This is a genomic window from Polymorphospora sp. NPDC050346 (assembly GCF_040655695.1).
Classification (GTDB): Bacteria; Actinomycetota; Actinomycetes; order Mycobacteriales; family Micromonosporaceae; genus Polymorphospora; species Polymorphospora lycopeni.
On sequence record NZ_JBFAKM010000016.1, the window covers coordinates 85273 to 105201 of the forward strand.

18 protein-coding genes are annotated in these 19929 nt (G+C 72.1%); 9 read left to right on the forward strand and 9 right to left on the reverse strand.

Annotation, left to right across the window (positions count from 1 at the left end):
* Positions 1–150: 150 nt before the first annotated feature.
* Positions 151–1230: a lytic polysaccharide monooxygenase gene (locus AB0I42_RS18485; RefSeq protein ID WP_357538727.1), complete on the reverse strand. Its 1080-nt coding sequence runs from the start codon at positions 1228–1230 to the stop codon at positions 151–153.
* 231 nt (positions 1231–1461) lie between these two features.
* Between AB0I42_RS18485 and AB0I42_RS18490 the strand changes: the two genes are divergently transcribed.
* Positions 1462–1920, forward strand: a complete 459-nt coding sequence (locus tag AB0I42_RS18490; protein WP_357538728.1) for a hypothetical protein — start codon at positions 1462–1464, stop codon at positions 1918–1920.
* Entirely contained in the window at positions 1907–2326 is a 420-nt protein-coding gene (locus tag AB0I42_RS18495) for a metalloregulator ArsR/SmtB family transcription factor (protein ID WP_357538729.1), read from the forward strand. The genes AB0I42_RS18490 and AB0I42_RS18495 overlap by 14 nt, the downstream gene beginning before the upstream one ends.
* Here AB0I42_RS18495 and AB0I42_RS18500 read toward each other — a convergent pair.
* From AB0I42_RS18500 to AB0I42_RS18510, 3 genes are all read right to left on the reverse strand, one after another.
* A complete protein-coding gene (locus AB0I42_RS18500; RefSeq protein WP_357538730.1) occupies positions 2242–3291 on the reverse strand; it encodes an aldo/keto reductase in 1050 nt (349 codons plus the stop codon). The genes AB0I42_RS18495 and AB0I42_RS18500 overlap by 85 nt on opposite strands.
* Before the next feature lie 74 nt (positions 3292–3365).
* On the reverse strand, positions 3366–3647 hold the full coding sequence (locus tag AB0I42_RS18505) for a hypothetical protein (protein ID WP_357538731.1): 282 nt from the start codon (positions 3645–3647) through the stop codon (positions 3366–3368).
* A 29-nt stretch (positions 3648–3676) separates the two neighbouring features.
* Complete coding sequence (locus AB0I42_RS18510) at positions 3677–3994, reverse strand: hypothetical protein (protein ID WP_357538732.1); 318 nt, start codon at positions 3992–3994, stop codon at positions 3677–3679.
* A gap of 197 nt (positions 3995–4191) precedes the next feature.
* Here AB0I42_RS18510 and AB0I42_RS18515 point away from each other — a divergent pair, with 197 nt between their 5' ends.
* A complete protein-coding gene (locus AB0I42_RS18515; RefSeq protein WP_357538733.1) occupies positions 4192–5265 on the forward strand; it encodes an alkene reductase in 1074 nt (357 codons plus the stop codon).
* Between the two features lie 206 nt (positions 5266–5471).
* Complete coding sequence (locus AB0I42_RS18520; RefSeq protein WP_357538734.1) at positions 5472–8048, forward strand: MXAN_6230/SCO0854 family RING domain-containing protein; 2577 nt, start codon at positions 5472–5474, stop codon at positions 8046–8048.
* Here AB0I42_RS18520 and AB0I42_RS18525 read toward each other — a convergent pair.
* Both AB0I42_RS18525 and AB0I42_RS18530 read right to left on the reverse strand, forming a co-directional pair.
* A complete protein-coding gene (locus tag AB0I42_RS18525) occupies positions 8045–8959 on the reverse strand; it encodes a GNAT family N-acetyltransferase (RefSeq protein ID WP_357538735.1) in 915 nt (304 codons plus the stop codon). The two genes, AB0I42_RS18520 and AB0I42_RS18525, sit on opposite strands and share 4 nt — an antisense overlap.
* An 81-nt stretch (positions 8960–9040) precedes the next feature.
* Positions 9041–9502, reverse strand: a complete 462-nt coding sequence (locus AB0I42_RS18530; RefSeq protein ID WP_357538736.1) for a hypothetical protein — start codon at positions 9500–9502, stop codon at positions 9041–9043.
* Positions 9503–9709: 207 nt separating this feature from the next.
* Between AB0I42_RS18530 and AB0I42_RS18535 the strand changes: the two genes are divergently transcribed.
* The gene (locus AB0I42_RS18535; RefSeq protein WP_357538737.1) at positions 9710–10684 is read left to right on the forward strand and encodes a DUF1152 domain-containing protein; all 975 of its coding nucleotides are present in this window, start codon (positions 9710–9712) and stop codon (positions 10682–10684) included.
* A 72-nt stretch (positions 10685–10756) separates the two neighbouring features.
* Here AB0I42_RS18535 and AB0I42_RS18540 read toward each other — a convergent pair whose 3' ends face one another.
* Positions 10757–12301, reverse strand: a complete 1545-nt coding sequence (locus AB0I42_RS18540; RefSeq protein ID WP_357538738.1) for an LPXTG cell wall anchor domain-containing protein — start codon at positions 12299–12301, stop codon at positions 10757–10759.
* Between the two features lie 196 nt (positions 12302–12497).
* Here AB0I42_RS18540 and AB0I42_RS18545 point away from each other — a divergent pair, with 196 nt between their 5' ends.
* Complete coding sequence (locus AB0I42_RS18545; protein WP_357538739.1) at positions 12498–13208, forward strand: GntR family transcriptional regulator; 711 nt, start codon at positions 12498–12500, stop codon at positions 13206–13208.
* Positions 13205–13849, forward strand: a complete 645-nt coding sequence (locus tag AB0I42_RS18550) for a lysoplasmalogenase (RefSeq protein WP_357538740.1) — start codon at positions 13205–13207, stop codon at positions 13847–13849. The genes AB0I42_RS18545 and AB0I42_RS18550 overlap by 4 nt, the downstream gene beginning before the upstream one ends.
* A gap of 7 nt (positions 13850–13856) precedes the next feature.
* On the opposite strand, the gene AB0I42_RS18555 is transcribed toward AB0I42_RS18550, so the two are convergent.
* Positions 13857–14054, reverse strand: a complete 198-nt coding sequence (locus AB0I42_RS18555; protein WP_357538741.1) for a hypothetical protein — start codon at positions 14052–14054, stop codon at positions 13857–13859.
* A 113-nt stretch (positions 14055–14167) separates the two neighbouring features.
* Here AB0I42_RS18555 and AB0I42_RS18560 point away from each other — a divergent pair, with 113 nt between their 5' ends.
* Positions 14168–14950 carry a sulfite exporter TauE/SafE family protein gene (locus AB0I42_RS18560; RefSeq protein ID WP_357538742.1) on the forward strand — a complete coding sequence of 261 codons (783 nt, stop codon included), beginning with the start codon at positions 14168–14170 and terminating at the stop codon, positions 14948–14950.
* A gap of 9 nt (positions 14951–14959) precedes the next feature.
* Here AB0I42_RS18560 and AB0I42_RS18565 read toward each other — a convergent pair whose 3' ends face one another.
* Positions 14960–17302, reverse strand: a complete 2343-nt coding sequence (locus tag AB0I42_RS18565) for a flippase-like domain-containing protein (RefSeq protein WP_357538743.1) — start codon at positions 17300–17302, stop codon at positions 14960–14962.
* A gap of 174 nt (positions 17303–17476) precedes the next feature.
* Here AB0I42_RS18565 and AB0I42_RS18570 point away from each other — a divergent pair, with 174 nt between their 5' ends.
* Positions 17477–19924, forward strand: a complete 2448-nt coding sequence (locus AB0I42_RS18570) for a glycosyl hydrolase family 65 protein (RefSeq protein ID WP_357538744.1) — start codon at positions 17477–17479, stop codon at positions 19922–19924.
* The last annotated feature ends 5 nt before the right edge of the window (positions 19925–19929 follow it).

The window sequence follows — 19929 nt, forward strand, 5'->3', positions numbered from 1 at the left end:
TACCCCCGGATCAGCCGGCAAGACAGCCCTGATCGTATCCGGGAGGCCGGGGGTTCGTGGTGATCGGCCGTGATCGTCTGCTGCTCTGCCGTTGCGGTACGGCGTGTCGACCGGCTGAACAGCAGACGATCACTAGTGTCGCCGGGTCGATCAGGTGGTGGCGGTGCAGGTCAGGGTCGGTACGGACCCGGGGGTGCCGGAGCCGAGGAGACCGAACGTCGCACTCGCCCCCGCTCCGAGGCTGCCGTTGTAGGCAACGTTCCGGGCTGTGACCGAGGATCCGGAGACGGTGAGGTTGGTGTTCCACGACGAGGCGACCTGCTGGCCGGACGGCAGGGTCCAGCCCACGGTCCAGCCGCGGATCGGGCCGTTCCCGGCGGTCACCTGGACCTCGGCCTGGAATCCACCGGTCCACTGGGAGACCACGCGGTAGCTGGCGGCGCAGGCGCCGGCCGGCGGCTGGGTGGGCGGCGGGGTCGTCGCCGGCGGGGTGGTGGGCGGAGTCGTGGTGGGCGGCGAGGGAGTCGGGTCGGGGCCGCCGAAGAGCACGTCGCTGCACAGGTAGTACGACTGGTCCATGTGGCTGGCCTGCCAGATGGTGTAGATGATGTGCCGGCCGGTGCGGCCGGGTGCGCTGCCGGCGACCTGGATCGAGACCCCGGTGGCTTCCTGGGTCCACTGCGATGCCGGGGTGTTGCCGATCTGGCCGACGAGTTCGAGGTTGCCCCAGCCGAGCGGCTGGGTCAGCGGGTTGAAGCCCTGTTTGGTGACGTAGACCCGGATGTAGTCGGCGCCGTGCGAGGCGTGGTCGAGCAGGCGTACCCGGAAGTTGTTCAGGATCGGGCTGGGGCGCCAGGCGCCGACGGCGTCCAGGGCGTTGTAGCGCGGGCTCTGGGTGCGTCCGCCGCTGCAGAGCTGCCCGTCGGGGACGGCGGCCTGGTGGTTGCCGCCGGCTCCGTCGCGGTAGAGGCCGTTCCAGTTCCACATGGCGTTCGGGTCGGCCTGCCAGGCCTGCCAGCACATCGGGTCTTCGACGGCCATGTTGGGGTTCTGGAAGTCGCTGCCCCAGCGCTGCCAGCAGCCGTAGTTGCGGGACGCGGGATCGACGATGGATCCGTGGGCGGAGGCGGAGTTGGCGAGCGCGGTGACGAGCAGCAGTACGGCGGTCACGGCGACCGCGAGGCCGCCCCAGGCGAGTCGTGCGGTTCGTGAGCGGATGAGAGTGGACATCGAAGCCCCTTTTGTCGTGCGGAAGGTACGACGACGGTCGCTGGCGCGCCGAGCTGCCCCTGCTCCGCGCCAGCCGCGTGGCTCCCGCGGCGGCTCCACCCCGAGACTTACACACCAAATCGACATTGGTCAATAGATGGTCATCTCCGACAACTGCAACCACCAGGTTGCGACACGTCCAGTTCCGTGCAACTCTGTGGTTGCATAAGCAACGGATGTGGAGGCAGGCGTATGACGGACGAACTCGATCGGATCGAACGGCAGATCGGCATCGACGCCCCGGCGGCCCGGGTGTGGACCCTGATCGCGGAGCCGGGGTGGTACATCAACGAGAACAGGATCGTCGAGCACCGGATCGAGCGCTCCGGCGATCTCGACATCGTGCACGACCCCGTCCACGGTGCGTTCGCCATCCGTACGGTCGCCCTCGACGAGCCCCGGTACGCCGCCTTCCGGTGGCTCGCCGACCCGGACCGGCCGGACGCCCCGTCCACCCTCGTCGAGTTCTGGATCGAGGAGACGTCACCGGGCTCCGTCGTGCTGAAGGTCGCCGAGAGCGGCTTCGCGACGTTGCCCGGCGACGAGCGGGAACGGCGTACGCGCCTGGAGGAGAACCGGCAGGGCTGGGTCACCGAGTTGGGTCTGGCGAAGCGTCACCTCGAAGGTCTGGCCGCCGGTGTCGACGGCTGACCCGGCGCTGGCCCCGGTCTTCGCCGCGCTGGCCGACGAGACCCGGTGGGCGATCCTCGTCCGGCTCGGCGAGGGGCCGGCATCCGCGTCGGCCCTCGCCGTCGAGTTTCCGGTCTCGCGGCAGGCGATCGTCAAGCACCTCGCCGTACTCCAGGGAACCGGACTCGTCCGCGCCGAGCGGGTGGGACGGGAGGTCCGGTTCGCCGCGGTCGGGTCCCGGCTGAGCGCGCTCGGCCGGGACCTGGAGCGGATCGCGTCCGGCTGGGACCGCCGGCTGGCCCGGATCAAGGAGATGGCGGAAGCAGCCGAGGAGCCAGCCGGTCAGCCCGCGGCGCGCTCCGCCAACGGACGGCGGCGCCGTCCGGCGTCGGACAGTGCCGGCGGCCGCCAGGCGCCGTCCGGCTGATAGAGGTTGGTGCCCGGCGGGACGATGTCGTCGATCCGGTCGAGGGTCGCGTCGTCCAGGGTGAGCGAGGCGCCGTCGAGCAGCCCGTCGAGCTGCGCCATGGTCCGCGGTCCGATGATCACCGAGGTGACGGCGGGGTGTGCGACGGTGAAGGCGACGGCCAGTTCGGGCAGTGTGCGGCCGAGGCCGGCCGCCAGCTCGGCGAGCTGCTCGACGGCGTCGAGCTTGACGACGTTCTCCGGGATCGCGGGGTCGAACCGGGCCGGGTTGAGCGCGGCCCGGCCGCTGGTCAGATCGACCGGCTGCCCCTTGCGGTGGCGGCCGGACAGGAAGCCGGAGGCGAGCGGGCTCCAGACCAGGACGCCCATCCCGTACCGCTGGCAGACCGGGAGCACCGACGATTCGATCCCCCGGGCGAGGATCGAGTACGGCGGCTGCTCGGTCCGGAACCGACCGAGGGCGCGGCGCTCGGCGACGTGGTGCGCCTCGACGATCTCCTCGGCGGGGAAGGTCGAGCAGCCGAAGGCGCGGATCTTGCCCTGCCGGACGAGGTCGCCCAGCACGCCGAGCGTCTCCTCGATGTCGGTGGTGTGGTCGGGGCGGTGCACCTGGTAGAGGTCGATCCAGTCGGTCTGGAGGCGACGGAGGCTGTCCTCGACCGCCCTGGTGATCCAGCGCCGCGAGTTGCCGCTGCGGTTGCGCCCCTCGCCCATCTGGAAGTGCACCTTGGTGGCGAGTACGACGTCGTCGCGCCGGCCCCGCAGCGCCTTGCCGACGATCTGTTCGGATTCGCCGGCGGAGTACATGTCGGCGGTGTCGACGAAGTTGATGCCCCGGTCGAGGGCGGCGTGGACGATGCGGGCGCACTCGTCGTGGTCGGGGTTGCCGACGTAGCCGAACATCATGCTGCCGAGGCAGTGGACGCTCACCTCGATGCCGGTGCCGCCGAGTACGCGGTAACGCATGACCTGCTCCCAGGGAAGTCGTCGGGCCTGTGACGAGTCACCGTAGGAGTTCGAGCGCGCTCGAGGTCAAGTAGTCAGCAGAACCAGCCGTCCTGGACCCAGCCGCGCCGGTTGATGTGGCCGTATGCGAACCCGTAGACGTAGCCGGCGCTGCGCGGGCCCTCGACGAGGAAGGTCTGTCCACGGTGGAGTGTGCCCATCCAGGCGCCGATCGGCTGGGTGCGGACGAACAGCGTCTCGGCACAGACGGTCTCGCGTACGCCGATGCGGCCGTTCGCGGCCTGCGCGGCGGTCGGGGTGGCAACGAGGGTGGCGGCGACCAGCGCCGCCACGGCCGTCGCACGGGCGATCCGCATACGTCCCTCCTTCCGGCCCGTGGTGCGGCTCACCACGAGTCGTATCCGCCGATGCATTCGATGCGCACGAAGCCCCAGTCGTTGGGGCCGAAGTCGAAGGTCGCCGCCCAGCCGTTGTAGACCGGATGCGCACCCGGGGTGTGGCCGACCTTGTTGCCGTACGTCAGGACCCGCTTGAGGCGGTGCGGGCCGGCCGCGGAGTCGTAGTTCTCGTAGAAGCTGGCGGTCTGGCAGACGATGACCGCGTGCCGGGGAACCACCGGGTTCGCGGCCGCGGCGGGTGCTCCGGCGACGGTCAGCCCGAGGGCCGCCGCGCCACCGACGATGATCTGCGCCGTCCGTCGCATTGTCGCCTCCGCTCGCCGGTCGACCGGCGCGGGACCGTCGGCGGTCCAGCGCCACGACCGTCAGCCTAGCGATCATGTCCAACTATGTCCATCAATGAGTTTCGGGCGATCGTGACGCCCGTCACCGTCCGGGCGGCAATAAAGCGCCTCGATCCGGCATTGCGGTGTGCGGAGGCACCAGGGACGGGAGTCGAGAGATGAGCAGCGCGTTCGACGAGGTCAGGATCGGCCGCTACACGGCCCGTAACCGGGTGGTGATGGCTCCGATGACGCGCAACCGCGCCTACGGGCCGGGCGCCACCCCGACCGAGCTGATGGCGACCTACTACCGCCAGCGCGCCGGTGCCGGCCTGATAGTCACCGAGGGCATCCAGCCGTCCGCGATCGGCCAGGGCTATCCGAACACCCCGGGCCTGCACTCCAGCGAGCAGGTACGCGCCTGGCGGCCGGTGACCGACGCCGTGCACGAGCAGGGCGGCCTGATATTCGCGCAGCTGATGCACGCCGGCCGGATCGGTCACCCGACCGTCTACGACCAGGACCTGCACCCGGTCGGGGCGTCGGCGGTGAAGGCCGCCGGAAAGATCTTCACCGGCACGGCGGGCATGCAGGAGTTCGTCGCCCCGAAACCGCTGACCGGCACCGAGATCGCCGAGACGATCGGGGCGTTCGCCGACGCGGCGCGCAACGCCGTCGAGGCGGGCTTCGACGGGGTCGAACTGCACGGTGCCAACGGCTACCTGCTGCACCAGTTCCTCTCGACCAACGCCAACCAGCGCGACGACGAGTGGGGTGGCAGCGTCGAGGGTCGTACCCGGCTCACCGTCGAGGTCGCCCGGGCCGCCGTCGACGCGATCGGTGCCGACCGGGTCGGGCTGCGGATCTCCCCCGCCAATCCGTTCAACGACATCGCCGAGGACGGCCACCGCGACACCTACCTCGCGCTGGTCGACGCGCTGAATCCGCTCGGCCTGGCCTACCTGCACATCGCCGAGAGCGCGGACACGGAACTGACCGGCATACTGCGCGAACGGTGGAACGGGGTGTCGATCCTCAACCCGTACACTCCCGGCGCGTACACCGGGCCGGAGGCGCTGAAGCTGGTCGAGTCGGGTGCCGCCGACCTGATCTCGTACGCCGCGCTGTTCCTGGCCAACCCCGACCTGCCCGAGCGGCTGCGGGTCGGCGGCCCGTTCAACACGCCGAACTACTCGACGGCGTACGGCGGCGACCACGAGGGCTACACCGACTACCCCACGCTGGCGGGCTGAACGCGCGGTCGTACCGGGTCGGGCAACCCCGGCCCGGTGCGGCGCGGCCGGCGGTAAAGGCCACGACAGCGGTCGACGGCGGTGTCTAGGCTGTCGGTCGGGGCGGCTCCCGGGTGTGCTTCCTTCTCCTCTTACTTTTGAAGAAGATCTAGCGCATCCAATCTCCGCCCCTCCTTCTTTTCTCCGCACCGAGGGAGGACCGCGCCGTGCCCGCCACCGCCACCCCGCCGGCTGTCCGCAGCGCCGTCGCGGACGTACTGCTCAGGCACGGGCTGGTGGCGCCCGGGCTGCTGTCGCGGTCCAAGGTCCGGCCGGGGCGGGTCCGGACCGACAGCGCGGCCGGCCTGGTGGCGTTGGAGGCGGACCTGGTCGCGCTCGGTTTCCTGCCCGGCCCGCGGCTGCGCCGGTATCTCGCCGGGCAGGAGCCGGAGCGCCTCGCCGAACTGGGGCTCGGTCTGCTTGACGGGCTGGCCCGGGCCGTCGGTGCCCACGTGCCTCACATTCCGCTGTTCCGGTCCTTTCCGCGCCGGATCCCGGCCGACACCAACGACCTCTACGTACGGCGGATCTTCGCCCTGCTGCTCCAGGAGCCGCGGCAGCCGTGTGTGCTGTGCGGCACGGCCGACCTCGTCCGGCCGGTGGCCCCCTGCGCCCACCTGGTCTGCGGCGCCTGCTGGGACGGTTCCGACTACACCGGCTGCCCGATCTGCCACCGCCGCATCGACTGCGAGGACGCCTTCCTGCGGCCGACTCCGCCGCCGGCACACCGGCCGCAGCCGCCGCTGCCGCGCCGGGCCCGCATCGTCGAACTGGCCGACGACGCCGGGCAGGCATGCGGGGAGCTGACCGCCGCGCTGCTCGGGCGGCGTACGCCGCTGTCGCCGGCCGATCGCGCGGACCTGGACGCGCTGCTCGACCACGCCGGCCCCGCCTGGGTCGACCTGCTGCCGGCCGACATCCCGGTACGCGAGACCCGGGCCGCCGTCGTCGCCCGGGCCCTCACCGACCCGGCGGGCGCCGACCGGCTGCCGGGCCTGCTGGACCGGTACGTCGGCACCGCCACCGACGTGCTGCGCCTGCTCCACGTCCTGCACGGTGCCGACGCCGGACTCCGTACGCCGCCGGCCCGACGCCGGTCGCTGCCCCGCCGGCTGCGGCGGCTGCTGCTGTCCCGGCTCGACGCCCTGCCGCTGACGTCCCTTGTGGAGGATCTGCGCCGGCACGGCGCCCGCTGGCTGCGGATGGCGGAGAACCTGCACCCGTTCGAGGAAGCCGGGCGGCATCCGGTCGCCGCCACCGCGTTCGCCGTGCTGCGGCGTACCCGGGTCGACGCCGAAACCCCGTTCGGGCGGCTGGTGGCCGGGGTCGTCGCCGCCCATCCGGGCGTCGCGGTGTGGTCCGGTGACCGGATCGCCGTCACCGGCTGGACCGGCCGGGTCGAGGCGGCGCTGCCGGCCGGAAACGCCGTACCGCTGCTCGCCGCCCGGCCGGGTGAACTGGTGCGCCGGCTCGTCGCGGTGGCCCACCGGGCCGGCGATCCGGCGGAGCTGGTCGACACCGTCGACCGGGTCGCGCCCGCGGTCGCCCCCGGTGTGCTGCTGGCCGCGATCGGTGCGCTGCGGGCGGCGAGTTGGCCGGCCGTACCCCGCCTCTATTTCCCGCGCGGCGGCAGCGCGACACTGTGGACGGAGCCGGACCAACGGCCCCGGCTCGACGCCGGCGTCGCCGTCGACCTCGAATCGGTGCTCACCGCCGAGGTGCTGCGCCGGGCCGGCAACCTGCCGCCGGTCGACCATGCCCTGCTGGACGGCGGGCTCGTCGACCTGGTCGCGCCGTTCACCGAACGGACCGCGTCCGCCGCGCTGGTCCGGCTGCCGCGGGGCAGCGGCCAGCCGCTGCCGCCGGGGCGCCGGCTACGCCTCTTCCTGCACTGGACCGAGCCGGCCGGCACCCGGGTCGACCTCGACCTGTCGGTGTCCTTCTACGACGGCGGTGGCGGTTTCGTCGGTTGGTGCGACTACACCCGGCTGCGGTTCGGGAAGCTGGATGCGGTGCACAGTGGCGACCTCACCTCGGCGCCGCCGCCGGCGGGTGCCAGCGAGTTCGTCGACCTGGACATCGCCGCCCTGCGCCGGCGGGGCATCCGGTACGTCACGATGCTGGTGCTGAGCTACAACGGCGTGCCGTTCGACGCGATGACGGACGCGTTCGCCGGCCTGATGACCCATCCCGGTGACCGCGGTGCGCCGTTCGAGCCGCGGGCCGTCGAGCAGCGGTTCGACCTGGCCGGTGACGTCCGGGTCGCCATCCCGCTCGTCGTCGACCTGGACCGGTCGTCGGTCCGCTGGCTCGACTCGACGCTGGCCGTCGCCGGCGGTCAGCATTCGGTGGGGCGCTACTCGCGGACGATCGGCCGGCTCAGCGCCGCCGCCGATCGTCACTTCACGGCCGGGCACCGGGTCAGCCTTTGGGAACTCGCCTGCTGGCAGGTGGCCTCCCGGACCCGGCAGGTGACCGTCCGCGGCGGCTCGCCGCGGACGTACCGGCGCCGGGACGGCGAGACGGTGGCCGCGTTCGCCGAGCGGCTGGTCACCGGCGGACCCGCCGACGACACTCCGGTGAAGGCCGCTCCGGACTTCGCCGCCCTGGTACGGGCCGACGTCGACCTGCCGGTGGGGGCCGAGGTGTACGCGCTGTACCCGGACCGGCTCGACCCGGCCCGGGTACGTCAACTGCAGGCGGGCGACCTGCTCGCGGCCCTCGCTCCGACCGGTGCCGCCTAGCCGGCCGGCAGGGTGCGTACGCACTCCCACTCGGCGCCGACCGCCCGGTAACCGAGCCACTCGTTGACGGCCAGCATCGGCCGGTTGACCTCGTCGTTTCCGGTGTAGGCCATGGTGAAGCCGGCATCGCGGGCCCGGTGCAGCGCGACCGACTTGGCGAGCTTGGCCAGCCCCCGGCCACGGTAGGCGCGCCGGGTGCCGGTCGCCGCCGACGAGACCCGACCGCTGTCCGGGTCGGCCTCGACGAAGGTGCACGCGGCCGGTTCGCCGTCGACCAGGACGGCCACGCTCAGGTCGTGCCGCAGGTTGGGGCTCTGCCAGGCGTCGCGGAACCAGTCGTCGTAGCCGAGCGCGTCGAGGGTGACCGCGCTCGGCTCGTCCTGGGTCGCCTCGGCGTCGACCGCGTAGACGGCCTCCGGCGGCAGGTCGGCGAAGGCGGCGACGGTCACCCCGGCCGGCGGCTCGGGCTGGGGCGGCAGGTCGGCGAGGACGGCGCCGGAATAGCGCACCTCGGCGGTGGTCCGGTAGCCGCGCCGGCGTACCCAGTCCAGCGATTCGGGATCACCGTGGGCGTAGCTCTGGACGCGGTGGGCGCCGATCGACGCGAGATGTTCCTCGGCCGCCGCGAGCAGTGCGGAGCCGACGCCCTGACGACGGCGGTCCGGGCGGACCACGAGCAACACGTTGGCGGCACCGGACTCGGTCGTCCAGGTGTTCAGGCCGCACCGCGCCAGGCCGACCAGGCCCGCGTCATCGTCGACGGCGAACAGCGCGCCCCTGCTGGCCTCGACCAGGGACCGCCAGTGGTGGCGTACGCCCTCGGCGGTGCTGAGGTGCCACGGCACAAGCTTGCGACGCAGGTCGAGGTAGGCGGCGGCGTCATCGGGGGTGCCGGGACGTATTGAGGTCATGAGCTTTGTCTAGCAGCCCGGACAAGTGGTTTATCCGCCTGGACCGGGGGCGGCAGCGGCCCGCCCCCGGCCACGTCGGGATCAGTACGAGTAGTTCACCGTGACGGTGTCCTGGGCGGACCCGCCCGTCGTGGGATAGGTGCCGCCGTACAGCGTGTGTCGGACGTGGACTGCGCCCCGCGCACTCTGACCGTTGAACAACGACACCGGAATCGTCGTGGCGGTGGTGATGTCCTGCGGCGCCGTACAGGCCCAGTCGGAGGTGCCGTACTGCTGCCGGTAGCAGATCGTGATCGTCTCGGTGGTCCGACCGTTGGTGTACGGCGTGACGTACACCGTCGTACCAGTGATGGAGGTGTTGTTCGGCACCTGGGACTGCGGCTTCGAGAAATACATCGTGGCGTAACCGCCGTCGAAGTAGATGTTGTACTTCGAGCGGCTTTCGGTCCACGAACCCGTCGCCGCCGAGGCCGGAGCGGCCGCGACCAACGCGAGCACGGCCACTGTCATGGCCACGAAACCGGTACGGATGACGCTCTTCACAAAGGGCTCCTTCCGAGAAACGGGTGCCGACGGCGGATAAATGTTATGGACGGTCGATCCGAATATGCAATTAATTGATCTCAATCGATTTGTTCACGGACCGAAATTGCCACGATTCCGCTGCCCGCACCGGCCGGGGGGTCTTGCTCCGGGCCGCACCGGCCGGGGTCTTGCTCCGGGCCGGTCCGGCCGACACCATGGGCTCTCGTGGAGAGTCCCCGCCCCGTGTCGTCGCTCGCCGTTCCTCCGCTGATCGGCGCCCTCGCCGACAGCCGCAGCGTGCTCATCGCCGGCGCGGGCGGCGGGTTCGACGTGTACGCCGGACTGCCGCTCGCCATCGCGCTGCGTGACGCCGGAAAGCGGGTCCACCTGGCGAACCTGTCCTTCTCCCAGCTCGAACTGCTCGACCTCGACGCCTGGCTGGCCGAGAACGTCGCCGCGGTCACCCCGAAGACCGTCGGTCCCGACGACTACTTCCCCGAACGCACACTCGCCCGTTGGCTGGCCGAGCAGGACCTGCCGGACACCGTCTACGCCTTCCCCCGAACGGGGGTGCGACCGCTGCGGGCGGCGTACCGGCATCTCGTCGACCACCTGGGGATCGACGCGGTCGTCCTGGCGGACGGCGGCACCGACATCCTCATGCGCGGCGACGAGTCCGGGCTCGGCACCCCGGTGGAGGACATGACCAGTCTCGCCGCCGTCGCCGGGCTCGCCGTGCCGGTGAAACTGGTGAGCTGTCTGGGCTTCGGCATCGACGCCTACCACGGCGTCAACCACACCCAGGTGCTGGAGAACATCGCCGCCCTGGACCGGGAAGGCGGCTACCTCGGCGCACTGTCGATTCCCGGAAACAGTCGGGAGGCGGTCCTCTACCGGGGCGCGGTCGCCGCCGCCCAAGCCGCCACCCCGCTACGTCCGAGCATCGTCAACGGCCAGATCGCGGCCGCGACCCGGGGTGACTTCGGCGACCGCCACTTCACCCGGCGCACCCACGGCAGCTCGCTGCTGATCAACCCGCTCATGGCCATCTACTTCAGTTTCCGAGTCGACGTCCTGGCCCGGCGTTCGCTCTATCTGGACCGGCTCGAGGACACCGTCGGCATGCGGCAGGTCGCCAGTCGCATCGAGAAGTTCCGCGAAGAGATCGCCCACCGTACGCCCCGCGTGTTCCCGCACTGATCACCCGTACGTGGCGCGACACGCGGTCGCCGCCGGCCCGTGACGGGCCGGCGGCGACCGCGGTGTGTCGGTTCAGGCGATGAAGCGGACCCGGCGCCGCCGGAAGAACACGAATCCGGCGGTGCCGGCCAGCAGCAGCAGGACGCCGCCCGCCGCCGTCCAGACGGTCGTGGCACCGGTCACCGGCAGGCCACCGCCGCCGCCGGGCTCGGCCGGGTTGAGGACGAGCTTGGCGATGTCGTTGGCCGGGTCGAGGTCCTCGTGGAACCAGGGGCATTCGCAGGCCACGTTGATCGCCACCTCGCCGGTCGCGTCGGCCGTCACCTCGTCGATCCGGAGCTTGAACGTGAGGATCTGCTTCTCGTCCACGGGCAGCTTGACCCCGGTCGGGCAGAAGTATTTCGCCGCACCGGCCGCGCCGCCGTCCCGGTAATCGGGCCGCCCGCCCTTGACCGGGTAGCACTCCTGCGGCGCCTCGACCACGGTGCTGCCGGGCGGCACCGTCAGGTAGAGGGCGGTGACCGGCTCGCCGGACCGCTCGTATTCCACCGTCGCGGGTCCGTTGTTGACCAGCCCGACCTCGGCGGTCACCACCTCACCGGCCGCTCCCCGCACCGAGTCGCCGATGGCGGCGATGTCGGCACCGTTCTGACCGGTGACCCGCAGGGTCACCACCGACCAGTTGTTGGTCTCGTCGATGTCGGTCTGGGCGTTGCGGGCCGCGGCCCCGGGCCGGACGAGTTCGAGGACGCCACCGTCGCCCGGCTCACCGAGCTCGAACCCGACCTGGGCCAGGAATCCGGCGTGGTCGGTGAAGTCCGCCCGGGTCATCACCTGGCGTTCGGCCCAGTCGGTGCCCGGCGCGTACGCGTCCTCGCCGACCTTGTACGACATCGTGCCGCTGAGCGTCTCCCCCGGCTGGACCGTCGTGTCGAACGCGCACGAGCGCAGGACGTCCCCGACGTAGGTGCAGTTGCGGTACTTCTCGCCGGGCCGGAACCCGTGGTCTTGGTGGAAAAAGACGTTGAACCCCTCCACCGCCGTGTCGCCGGGGTTGGTCACCGCGATGGGGGCCGAGAACGACCCACCGGGCTCGGCCTGGACCTCGACGTCCGGCCCGATGGCCAGGTCGACCGCCTCGCCGACGCGGACGGTGGCCGCGTAGCTTCCCGACGACGAGCCGGGCGACACGAAGGTCACCCGCAGCGTGCCGGTGGCACCGCTGACCGCACCGGTGGCGGGCCGGATCACGACGTTGGTCAGACCGCCGATTCCCGACTCGTCCACCCGGATGCCATCGGTGATCCCGCAGGTGAGTCGGTTGTTCGCCGTCGTGCAGTTGGGCCGGCCCGGGGTCGGGCGGACCGTCGCGGTGCCGACGAGATCGGAGAAGTCGTAGACGATGGTGGCCGACGACAGGACGACCGGCTTCGAGGCGTACAGGTATGCCGACACCGTCTTGCCGTCGGTGCCGGTCGCGAGGGTGGTGTCGGGCATGTAGACCGAGAGCTGAGCGTCGTCCGGCCCCCGTGCGGCGGCGGGCATGGCGGACGCGGCGACGAGCGCGCCGGCCATCGCCACCGCCGCGGTCCAGCGCAGGGCGGTTCTAACGTGCATCGAGGGACATCCTCCGGTAGCAGCCATGATCAAGATTGTCGAGTTTAAGATCCATTTCCAGCGCCTGGTTCCGCCTCCGGTCCACAATGGCTGTCCACTCGGCCGATGCACTGTCGACTGCGAATGTCGCGCCGGGGAGAGGAAACTGGTCCAACCAGTTGACAGGTTGCCGGCGCCGTTGCCACACTCCCGGTCCATGGCCCTCGTTCCGGTCCCACGCGGCCCGATCTCCGATCACGTCTTCGCCCAGTTGCGGGACGCGATCGTCAGTGGCGGATACCGGCCCGACGACGCCCTGCCCAGCGAGCGCGACCTGGCGGCCACCTTCGAGGTCAACCGCCACGCCGTACGCGAGGCACTGCGCCGGCTCCAGCAACTCGGCCTGGTCAGGGTCAGCCAGGGTGGGGCGACCCGGGTGCTGGACTGGCGGGAGCACGCCGGACTCGACCTGATCCTGTCGCTGCCCGGATCCGGTGGCGCGCTGCCGGTCGGCACGCTGGGCCGCGACCTGCTGGAGATGCGGGCCTGCGTCGGTGTCGACGCGGCCCGGCTGTGCGCCGAACGCGGGACGGCCCGGGCCCGGGCGGCGGTGCGCGACGCCGTCGACGGATACGCCGACCTGGCACCCGACCTGCCGGGTATGGCCATGGCCAACACGACGCTGTGGCGACGGATCGTCGAGGGCAGCGGCAACACCGCCTACCTGCTGGCCTTCAACAGTCTCGTCGGCGCCGGCGCGGTACCGCCGCAGTGGCGCGCCGCCGAACTGCTCGACGTCGCCCGGCACCGCCGGCTCGCCGCGTCGATCGTTGCGGGTCAGGGGCGGTCGGCGGCACGGCTGGCCCGGGAGTTGCTCACCGCCCCGGTTGCCGATCCGGCCACTTCGAGGCAGGTGAGCCGGGCATGATGTGGCTGTTCGGTGTCGTCGTCGCCGTCGAGTTGCTCGGGGTGACGCTCGACGTGCCGCTGTTGCAGTGGCTGGCGAAGCCGCTCCTGGCGCCGGTGTTGATCGCCTACCTGTGGACCGTACGGCGCCGCTTCGACGGCGTGGCCGTCGGGCTCGTCTTCGCGACCGCCGGTGACGTGGCGTTGCTGATGTCCGGCCAGACCGCGTTCCTCGCCGGAATGGCGTTCTTCCTCGGCGCCCAGATCAGTTTCCTGGTCACGTTCGTCCGGCGTCGCCGGCCGCCACTCCCGGCGCTGCTCGGCTACGCGGTGCTGTGGGCGCTGGCGAACGCTCTGCTGTGGAGTTCGCTCGGCCCGCTGCGGCTGCCGATCCTCGGCTACAGCCTCGCCCTGTGCGCGATGGCCGCCGCCGCGGTCGGGGTTTCCCGCCGTACGGCAATCGGTGGCGCCCTCTTCCTCTTCTCCGACCTGGTGATCGGGCTGGGCGCGGCGGGGACCACGCTGCCCGGGCACCACCTGCTGGTGATGACCACCTACATCGCCGCGCTGCTGCTGATCACGACCGGCTGGGCGGCGGCCGGGCCGGGTGCCACCGGTGAGCCGGCCGGGCGGCCGCCGTCGCCGACGACCGCCCGGGCCTAGCGCCCGATCAGATGTTGTTGTTCCAGCCGCGCCTGATGTCGCTGGCCGGGCGCGGCACCCCGACCCGCAGCACGTCCCACCGCCGGGCCGGGTCGTCGGAGTTGCGCAGGGTGATCTGGTCTCCGACGGCGGTCCGCGGTTCGACCCAACAGGTCAGGTAGCGATCGGCCGACCGCAGGTCGACCTGCACCAGCATCGTCGTCATGCGGTGCAACGTATCGAAGTCGCTCCGCCGGCACATCCGGTTATCCGCCCGCTGGCGGTGGTTCGGTGGGCCGGGACGACACCCGGGTTCGGCCGGCCTGTAATCATCAGGCCGTGGAGCACGCCGTGGAGCTGATCGCGATCTTCGTCGCGGGGTTCTGGGCCGGGATGATCAACGTGGTGGTCGGTTCGGGCACCCTGGTGACCTTCCCGACGCTGGTTCTCTTCGGCTACCCGCCCCTGGTCGCGAACGTCTCCAACAACATCGGCCTGGTCGGTGGAGGCATCTCGGGCACGTACGGCTACCGGCACGAACTCGCCGGGAAGCGGGAACTGCTCAGGTGGCTGCTCCCCGCCTCCGTGCTCGGCGGGATCGTGGGCGCGTTGCTGCTGCTGGTGCTGCCGGAAAGTGCGTTCAAGGCGATCGTGCCGGTCCTCATCGGGATCGGCCTGCTGATGGTCGTCGCCGGGCCGGCCCTCCAGCGACGTGCCGCCCGCCGCCGGGGTACGGCCGACAGCGGCACGCTGAGCACCCGACGGCTGGTCGCCGTCGTCACCGGCACCTTCGTGCTCGGGATGTACGGCGGCTATTTCGGTGCCGCCCAGGGGATTCTCGTCGTCGGCCTGCTGAGCATGCTGACCGCCGAGAGCCTGCAGGCGATCACCGGCGTGAAGAACCTGCTGACGACGGGGGTGAACGCCGTGGCCGCGGCGACCTTCATGATCGTCGCCTGGCACTCGGTCGACTGGAAGGTGGTCGCGCTGATCGCGGCCGGTGCCACGCTCGGCGGCTTCGCCGGGGCGAGGTTCGGCCGCCGGCTCTCCCCACGACTCCTGCGCTCCATCATCGTCGTCATCGGGACGGTGGCGATCGTCAGGCTGGTCTTCTTCGACTGACGGGCCGCCCTACAGCAGCCGCCGGTGGACCAGCATCCGCAGCGCGACGTAGCCCGGCAGGGCCGGCAGCCAGAACGTCGCCAGCCGGTAGATCAGCACGGCGGCGACCGCGGTGTCCGGCGCGATGCCGTAGAGCAGCAGGCCGGACACCAGGGCGGCCTCGGTGGCACCGAGCCCGCCGGGGGTGGGCGCGGCCGAGGCGACGCCCTCGCCGACGACGGACACCAGCACGACGGCCGGGACGACCGCCAGATCCACGGGCAGGCCGACCGCGAGCAGCGCGAAATAGAGGCAGGCGCCGTACAGGACCGTCAGGGCCAGGGACACCACGGTGAGGCGTACCAGCCGGTGCCCCTGGGTGAGGGCGCGCAGGGCCGCGACCACCTGGCGCACGGCGGTGCGGCCCCGGGTCCGCAGCCGGGGTACGGCGACCGCCGCGGCGGCCACCAGCAGGATGGCGAGGACGGCCAGCAGGATCGGCAGTCCCTTGGTCGTGGCGGCGTGCACGATGTTCCGGGTCGGCTCCCGGGCGAAGGGCAGCAGGACCGGCAGGAGGACGACGACGGAGACGGCGCCGGCCACCCGGACGACGGCGACGGCCGTGGCCGCCTCGGCCGTCGGCAGTCCCTTCCGGTTCAGGTAACGCAGGCTCAGCGCGGCACCGCCGACACTGCCGGGGGCGAGCCGGTTGGCGAAGGAGGCGGCGACCTGGGTGAGGACGGCCTGCCCGAGCGGGATCCGGTTGGCAGCGGCGAGGCACAGCGCCAGGGCGCTCAGCAGGTAGGTGCCGGCCGAGCCGAGCAGGGTGGCCGCGACGGCGAGCGGGTGGGCGTGCAGCATCAGGTGCAGGGCGGCGCGTACCTGCCCGATCTGCGGCAGCAGGTAGTGGACGAGCAGGCCGAGCATGACGAGCAGGAAGAGACTCCGCCGGGTGACCCGGACGACCGGAGCCGGCCGGTCGTCGTGGTCCGGACACCGTTCGACGATCCGGTCGTGGATTTCGGTGAGCAGGTCGGGGTGGTCGTGGAGGATGCCCCGGCCGGCGCGGGACAGTAGCGGCCGTTGCAGGTAGGGCAGGCTGTCCGCGACCGCCTCGGGCCCGAGTTGCTCGACGGCCGCGGTGACCGCCGGTGCCGCGCCGGCCAGACCGGCCAGGGTCACCAGCAGTTCGACGAGGTCCCGGGCCCGCTGGTCGGGGGTGGCGTTGCCGGCGCCGAAGCTGAGATCGACGAGGTGGACCCGGGAGTCGTCGCGCAGGATGTTGGCGGCGCGCAGGTCGCGGTGCGCGAGTCCGGCGCGGTGCAGCAGGGCGACCTGGCGGCAGGCGTCGGCGAGGACGGCGGGTGACGGTGGCGTGCCGGACGCGTCGAGCGACCGGGCGTCGACGAACGGCTGGACCAGGACCCCGTCGCCGTCCGGGCCGGTCGCGATGGTGACGACCCCGGGGGTACGCACCCCGGCCCGTTCGGCGAGCAGCGACATCAGGGCCTCGTGCTCGGTCTTCTGTCCCGCCGTGAGGTACGGCGGCTCGTCGGCGATGTTGCGGTAGCGGATTCGCCGGTAGAGCTTGTAGAGCCAGTCGGCGTCCCGCTGTTCGCCGCCGGTGACCTTCACGAACAGGTGCCGCCCGTCGCCGGTGACGGCCTTCCACGGTCGGGAGCCCCGGGCGTCGCCGTCGACCGCCTCCAGCCGGGCGACGTCGACGCCCTGGTCCCGCAGTGCCCGCTGGATCCGGTCGGCCGACCGCTCCGGGCCGATCTCACCGACGACGAGCCGGGTCAGGCAGACGGCGAGCCAGCCGACCAGGAACCCGCCGAGGGCGTCGGCGGGCAGGTGGGCGCCGACGTGCACGCGGGCCATCGCGACCAGGGCGATGCCCGCCCACACGTACCCCCGCCGGTGCCGGGGGACGGCGCGGGCGGCGACGAGACCGAGCGCGGACGCGACCGCGACGTGCCCGGACGGGTAGCCGAGCCCGCCGGTGATGGTGTCGTGGATCCGTACGTCGGCCAGCAGGGCGGCCGGTCGTTCGCGGGCCACCGCGAGCTTGCCGGCGACGGCGAGCCAGTACGCGAGGTTGCCGGCGACCAGCAGGTCACGGGCGAGGGCGGTCCGGCGCAGCACGGCAGCGGCGAGCGCCGCCACGAACACCGCCAGGTAGGAGCCGGCCTGCATGACCACGACCAGCACCGGGGTGACGGCGGTCGGCAGGTGGTTGAGGAGCGCGAACAGGTCCCGTTCCCAGTGGCTGATCGGCCGGCCACGGACCCACAGGCTGAGTGCGGCGAGCAGGCCGGTCGAGGTGGCCAGGCTGAACACGAGCGACGGTGACGGTCGGTGGGTCCGGGACATCGCAGTCCTCGCGTACGGGTGTCCACCGGGGTGTGGTCTCCGGTCCGACCCTACGTGGCCGCCGCCGTCGCGACGGCCGGATCGGTGAGCCCGCCGGTGCGCCGGGCGCCGCCGGTGGTGCCAGGTTTGCCCGGCCGGTGACCGGGAACCGGCAGTGCGCTGAGGAGGTGCCTGGTGGCCGGGACCGGACCCGTCGACCCCGGCTGCGAGCTGTGCACGAGCGACCTGCCCGCCGCCTGGACGTTGACGTACGTCGACGGCGACCCGGACGGGGAGGGCACCCGGGAAGCGCTGCTCACCGTCGGCAACGGCTATCTCGCCAGCCGTGGGGCGGCGCCGGAGTCGTCGGCCGACGGCGTGCACTATCCGGGCACCTATCTCGCCGGCTTCCACAACCGGCTGCCGGGCGACGGCCGGGAGACCGCCGAGAGCATCGTCAACCTGCCCAACTGGCTGCCGTTGACGTTCCGGCCGGCCAGTGGTGACTGGTACGCCCCGGGGCGGGCCCGCCGCCTGCACGAGCATCGGGCGCTCGACCTGCGCAGTGGCATCTACCGCCGGGAGCTGGTGGTCGTCGACCGGCAGCAGCGGCGGACCCGGCTGCGGCAGCGACGCCTGGTGTCGATGGCGGCGCCGCACCTGGCCGCGCTGCACACGACGATCCTGACGGAGAACTGGTCGGGGCGGCTGGAGGTGCGGTCGGGGCTCGACGGCGGGGTGGTGAACGCGAACGCGCCCATCGAGCGCGGGACCTGCGGCCGGCACCTGGACGACGTCACGTGCGGCACCGACGGCCCGGAATCGATGTGGATGGTGGCCGAGACCACGGACTCCCGTCTGCGGGTGGCGCTGGGCGCCCGGACCCGGGTGTCGGCCGGGTCGCGGGGCGGGATCGAGCACCGTACGGTCGGCGGGCCGGCGGAGATCAGCCAGGTGTCCGCGCTCGACCTGACGGCGGGTGAGCCGGTGCTGGTCGACAAGACGGTCGCCGTCTTCTCGTCACGGGACCGGGCCGTCTACGAGCCGCTGGTGGCCGCGCGGACCGAACTCGCCGGCGCCGGGCCGTTCGAGGTGCTGGCCGCCGACCACGCCGCCGTGTGGGCCGGGCTGTGGCAGCGGCTGCGGCTCGACGTGGGCGACGAGCAGGCGTGGCAGCTTCTGGTGCGGGTGCAGACCTTCCACCTGTTGCAGACGCTGTCGCCGCACACGGTCGATCTCGACGCCGGCGTTCCGGCGCGCGGGTTGCACGGCGAGGGCTACCACGGTCACATCTTCTGGGACGAGCTCTTCGTCTACCCGTTCCTCGACCTGCGGCTGCCGGAACTCACCCGGGCCCTGCTGGAGTACCGGCACCGACGACTGGGCTGGGCCCGCCGGCAGGCGGCCGAGCTGGGCCGGGCCGGCGCGCTGTTTCCCTGGCAGAGCGCCAGCAGCGGGCGGGACGAGAGCCCGGCCCGGTCGCGCAATCCGGTGACCGGGGAGTGGATACCCGACCACACGAACCTCCAGCACCACGTCAACCTGGCCGTCTCGTACTCCGCGTGGCGCTACTGGGAGACCACCGCGGACCTGTCGTTCCTCGCCACGACCGGGATCGACCTGCTGGTGGAGACGGCCCGGTTCTGGGCCGGTGCGGCGACGTACGACCCGGCCGACGACCGGTTCGACATCCGGGGGGTGATGGGCCCCGACGAATACCACGACGGCTATCCGGACCGGCCGGGCGAGGGTCTGGACAACTCCGCGTACGTCAACGTGATGGTCGCGTGGACGCTGGCCCGCGCGTGTGAGGCGTACTCGTTGCTGGAGCGGCACCCGGGGGCGACGCCGTGGTTCGAGCCGGAGGTCGGGCGGCCCGAGCGTGACCACTGGGACCACGTCGGGCGCCGGCTGCGGTTGCCGTTCCTCGCCGACGGCATGCTGGCCCAGTTCGAGGGGTACGCCGACCTGGCCGAGCTGGACTGGGAGCACTACCGGCGGCGGTACGGCGACCTGCGACCGTTGGGGTGGTATCTGCAGGCGGAGGGGGACAGCACCAACCGCTACCGGGTGTCGAAGCAGGCGGACGTGCTCATGCTCCTGTATCTGCTGGGCGCGGACGAGCTGGCCGACCTGATCGGCCACCTCGGTTACGACTTCGACCGGGCGTGCATCCCCGCCACCGTCGACCACTATCTGGCCCGTACGACGCACGGGTCGACGCTGAGCCGGGTCGCCCACGCCTGGGTGCTGGCCCGCACCGACCGGCGGCAGTCGTGGAACATGCTGCTGGCGGCGCTGGGTACGGACCTCGCGGATCTGCACGACGGTTCGGCCCGGGAGGGGATCCACCTCGGTGCCACGGCGGGGACGCTGGACATCCTCCAGCGGTGCTACACCGGGCTGGAGATCCACGACAACGTGCTCCGGCTGGATCCGCTGCTGCCCGAGGGCCTCGACTACCTTCGCTGCACGATTCGTTATCGCGGACGGCTGGTCGACCTGACCGTCGACCACCGGGAGGTGCGGATGGGCACCCCACCGGGCGACGAGCCGCCGATCCCGATCATGGTGCGGGGGCGGCGGTTGTGGCTGGCGCCCGGCGCGACGGCGACGGTCCCGCTGGCGAACCGCGACGGGTAGTGGCG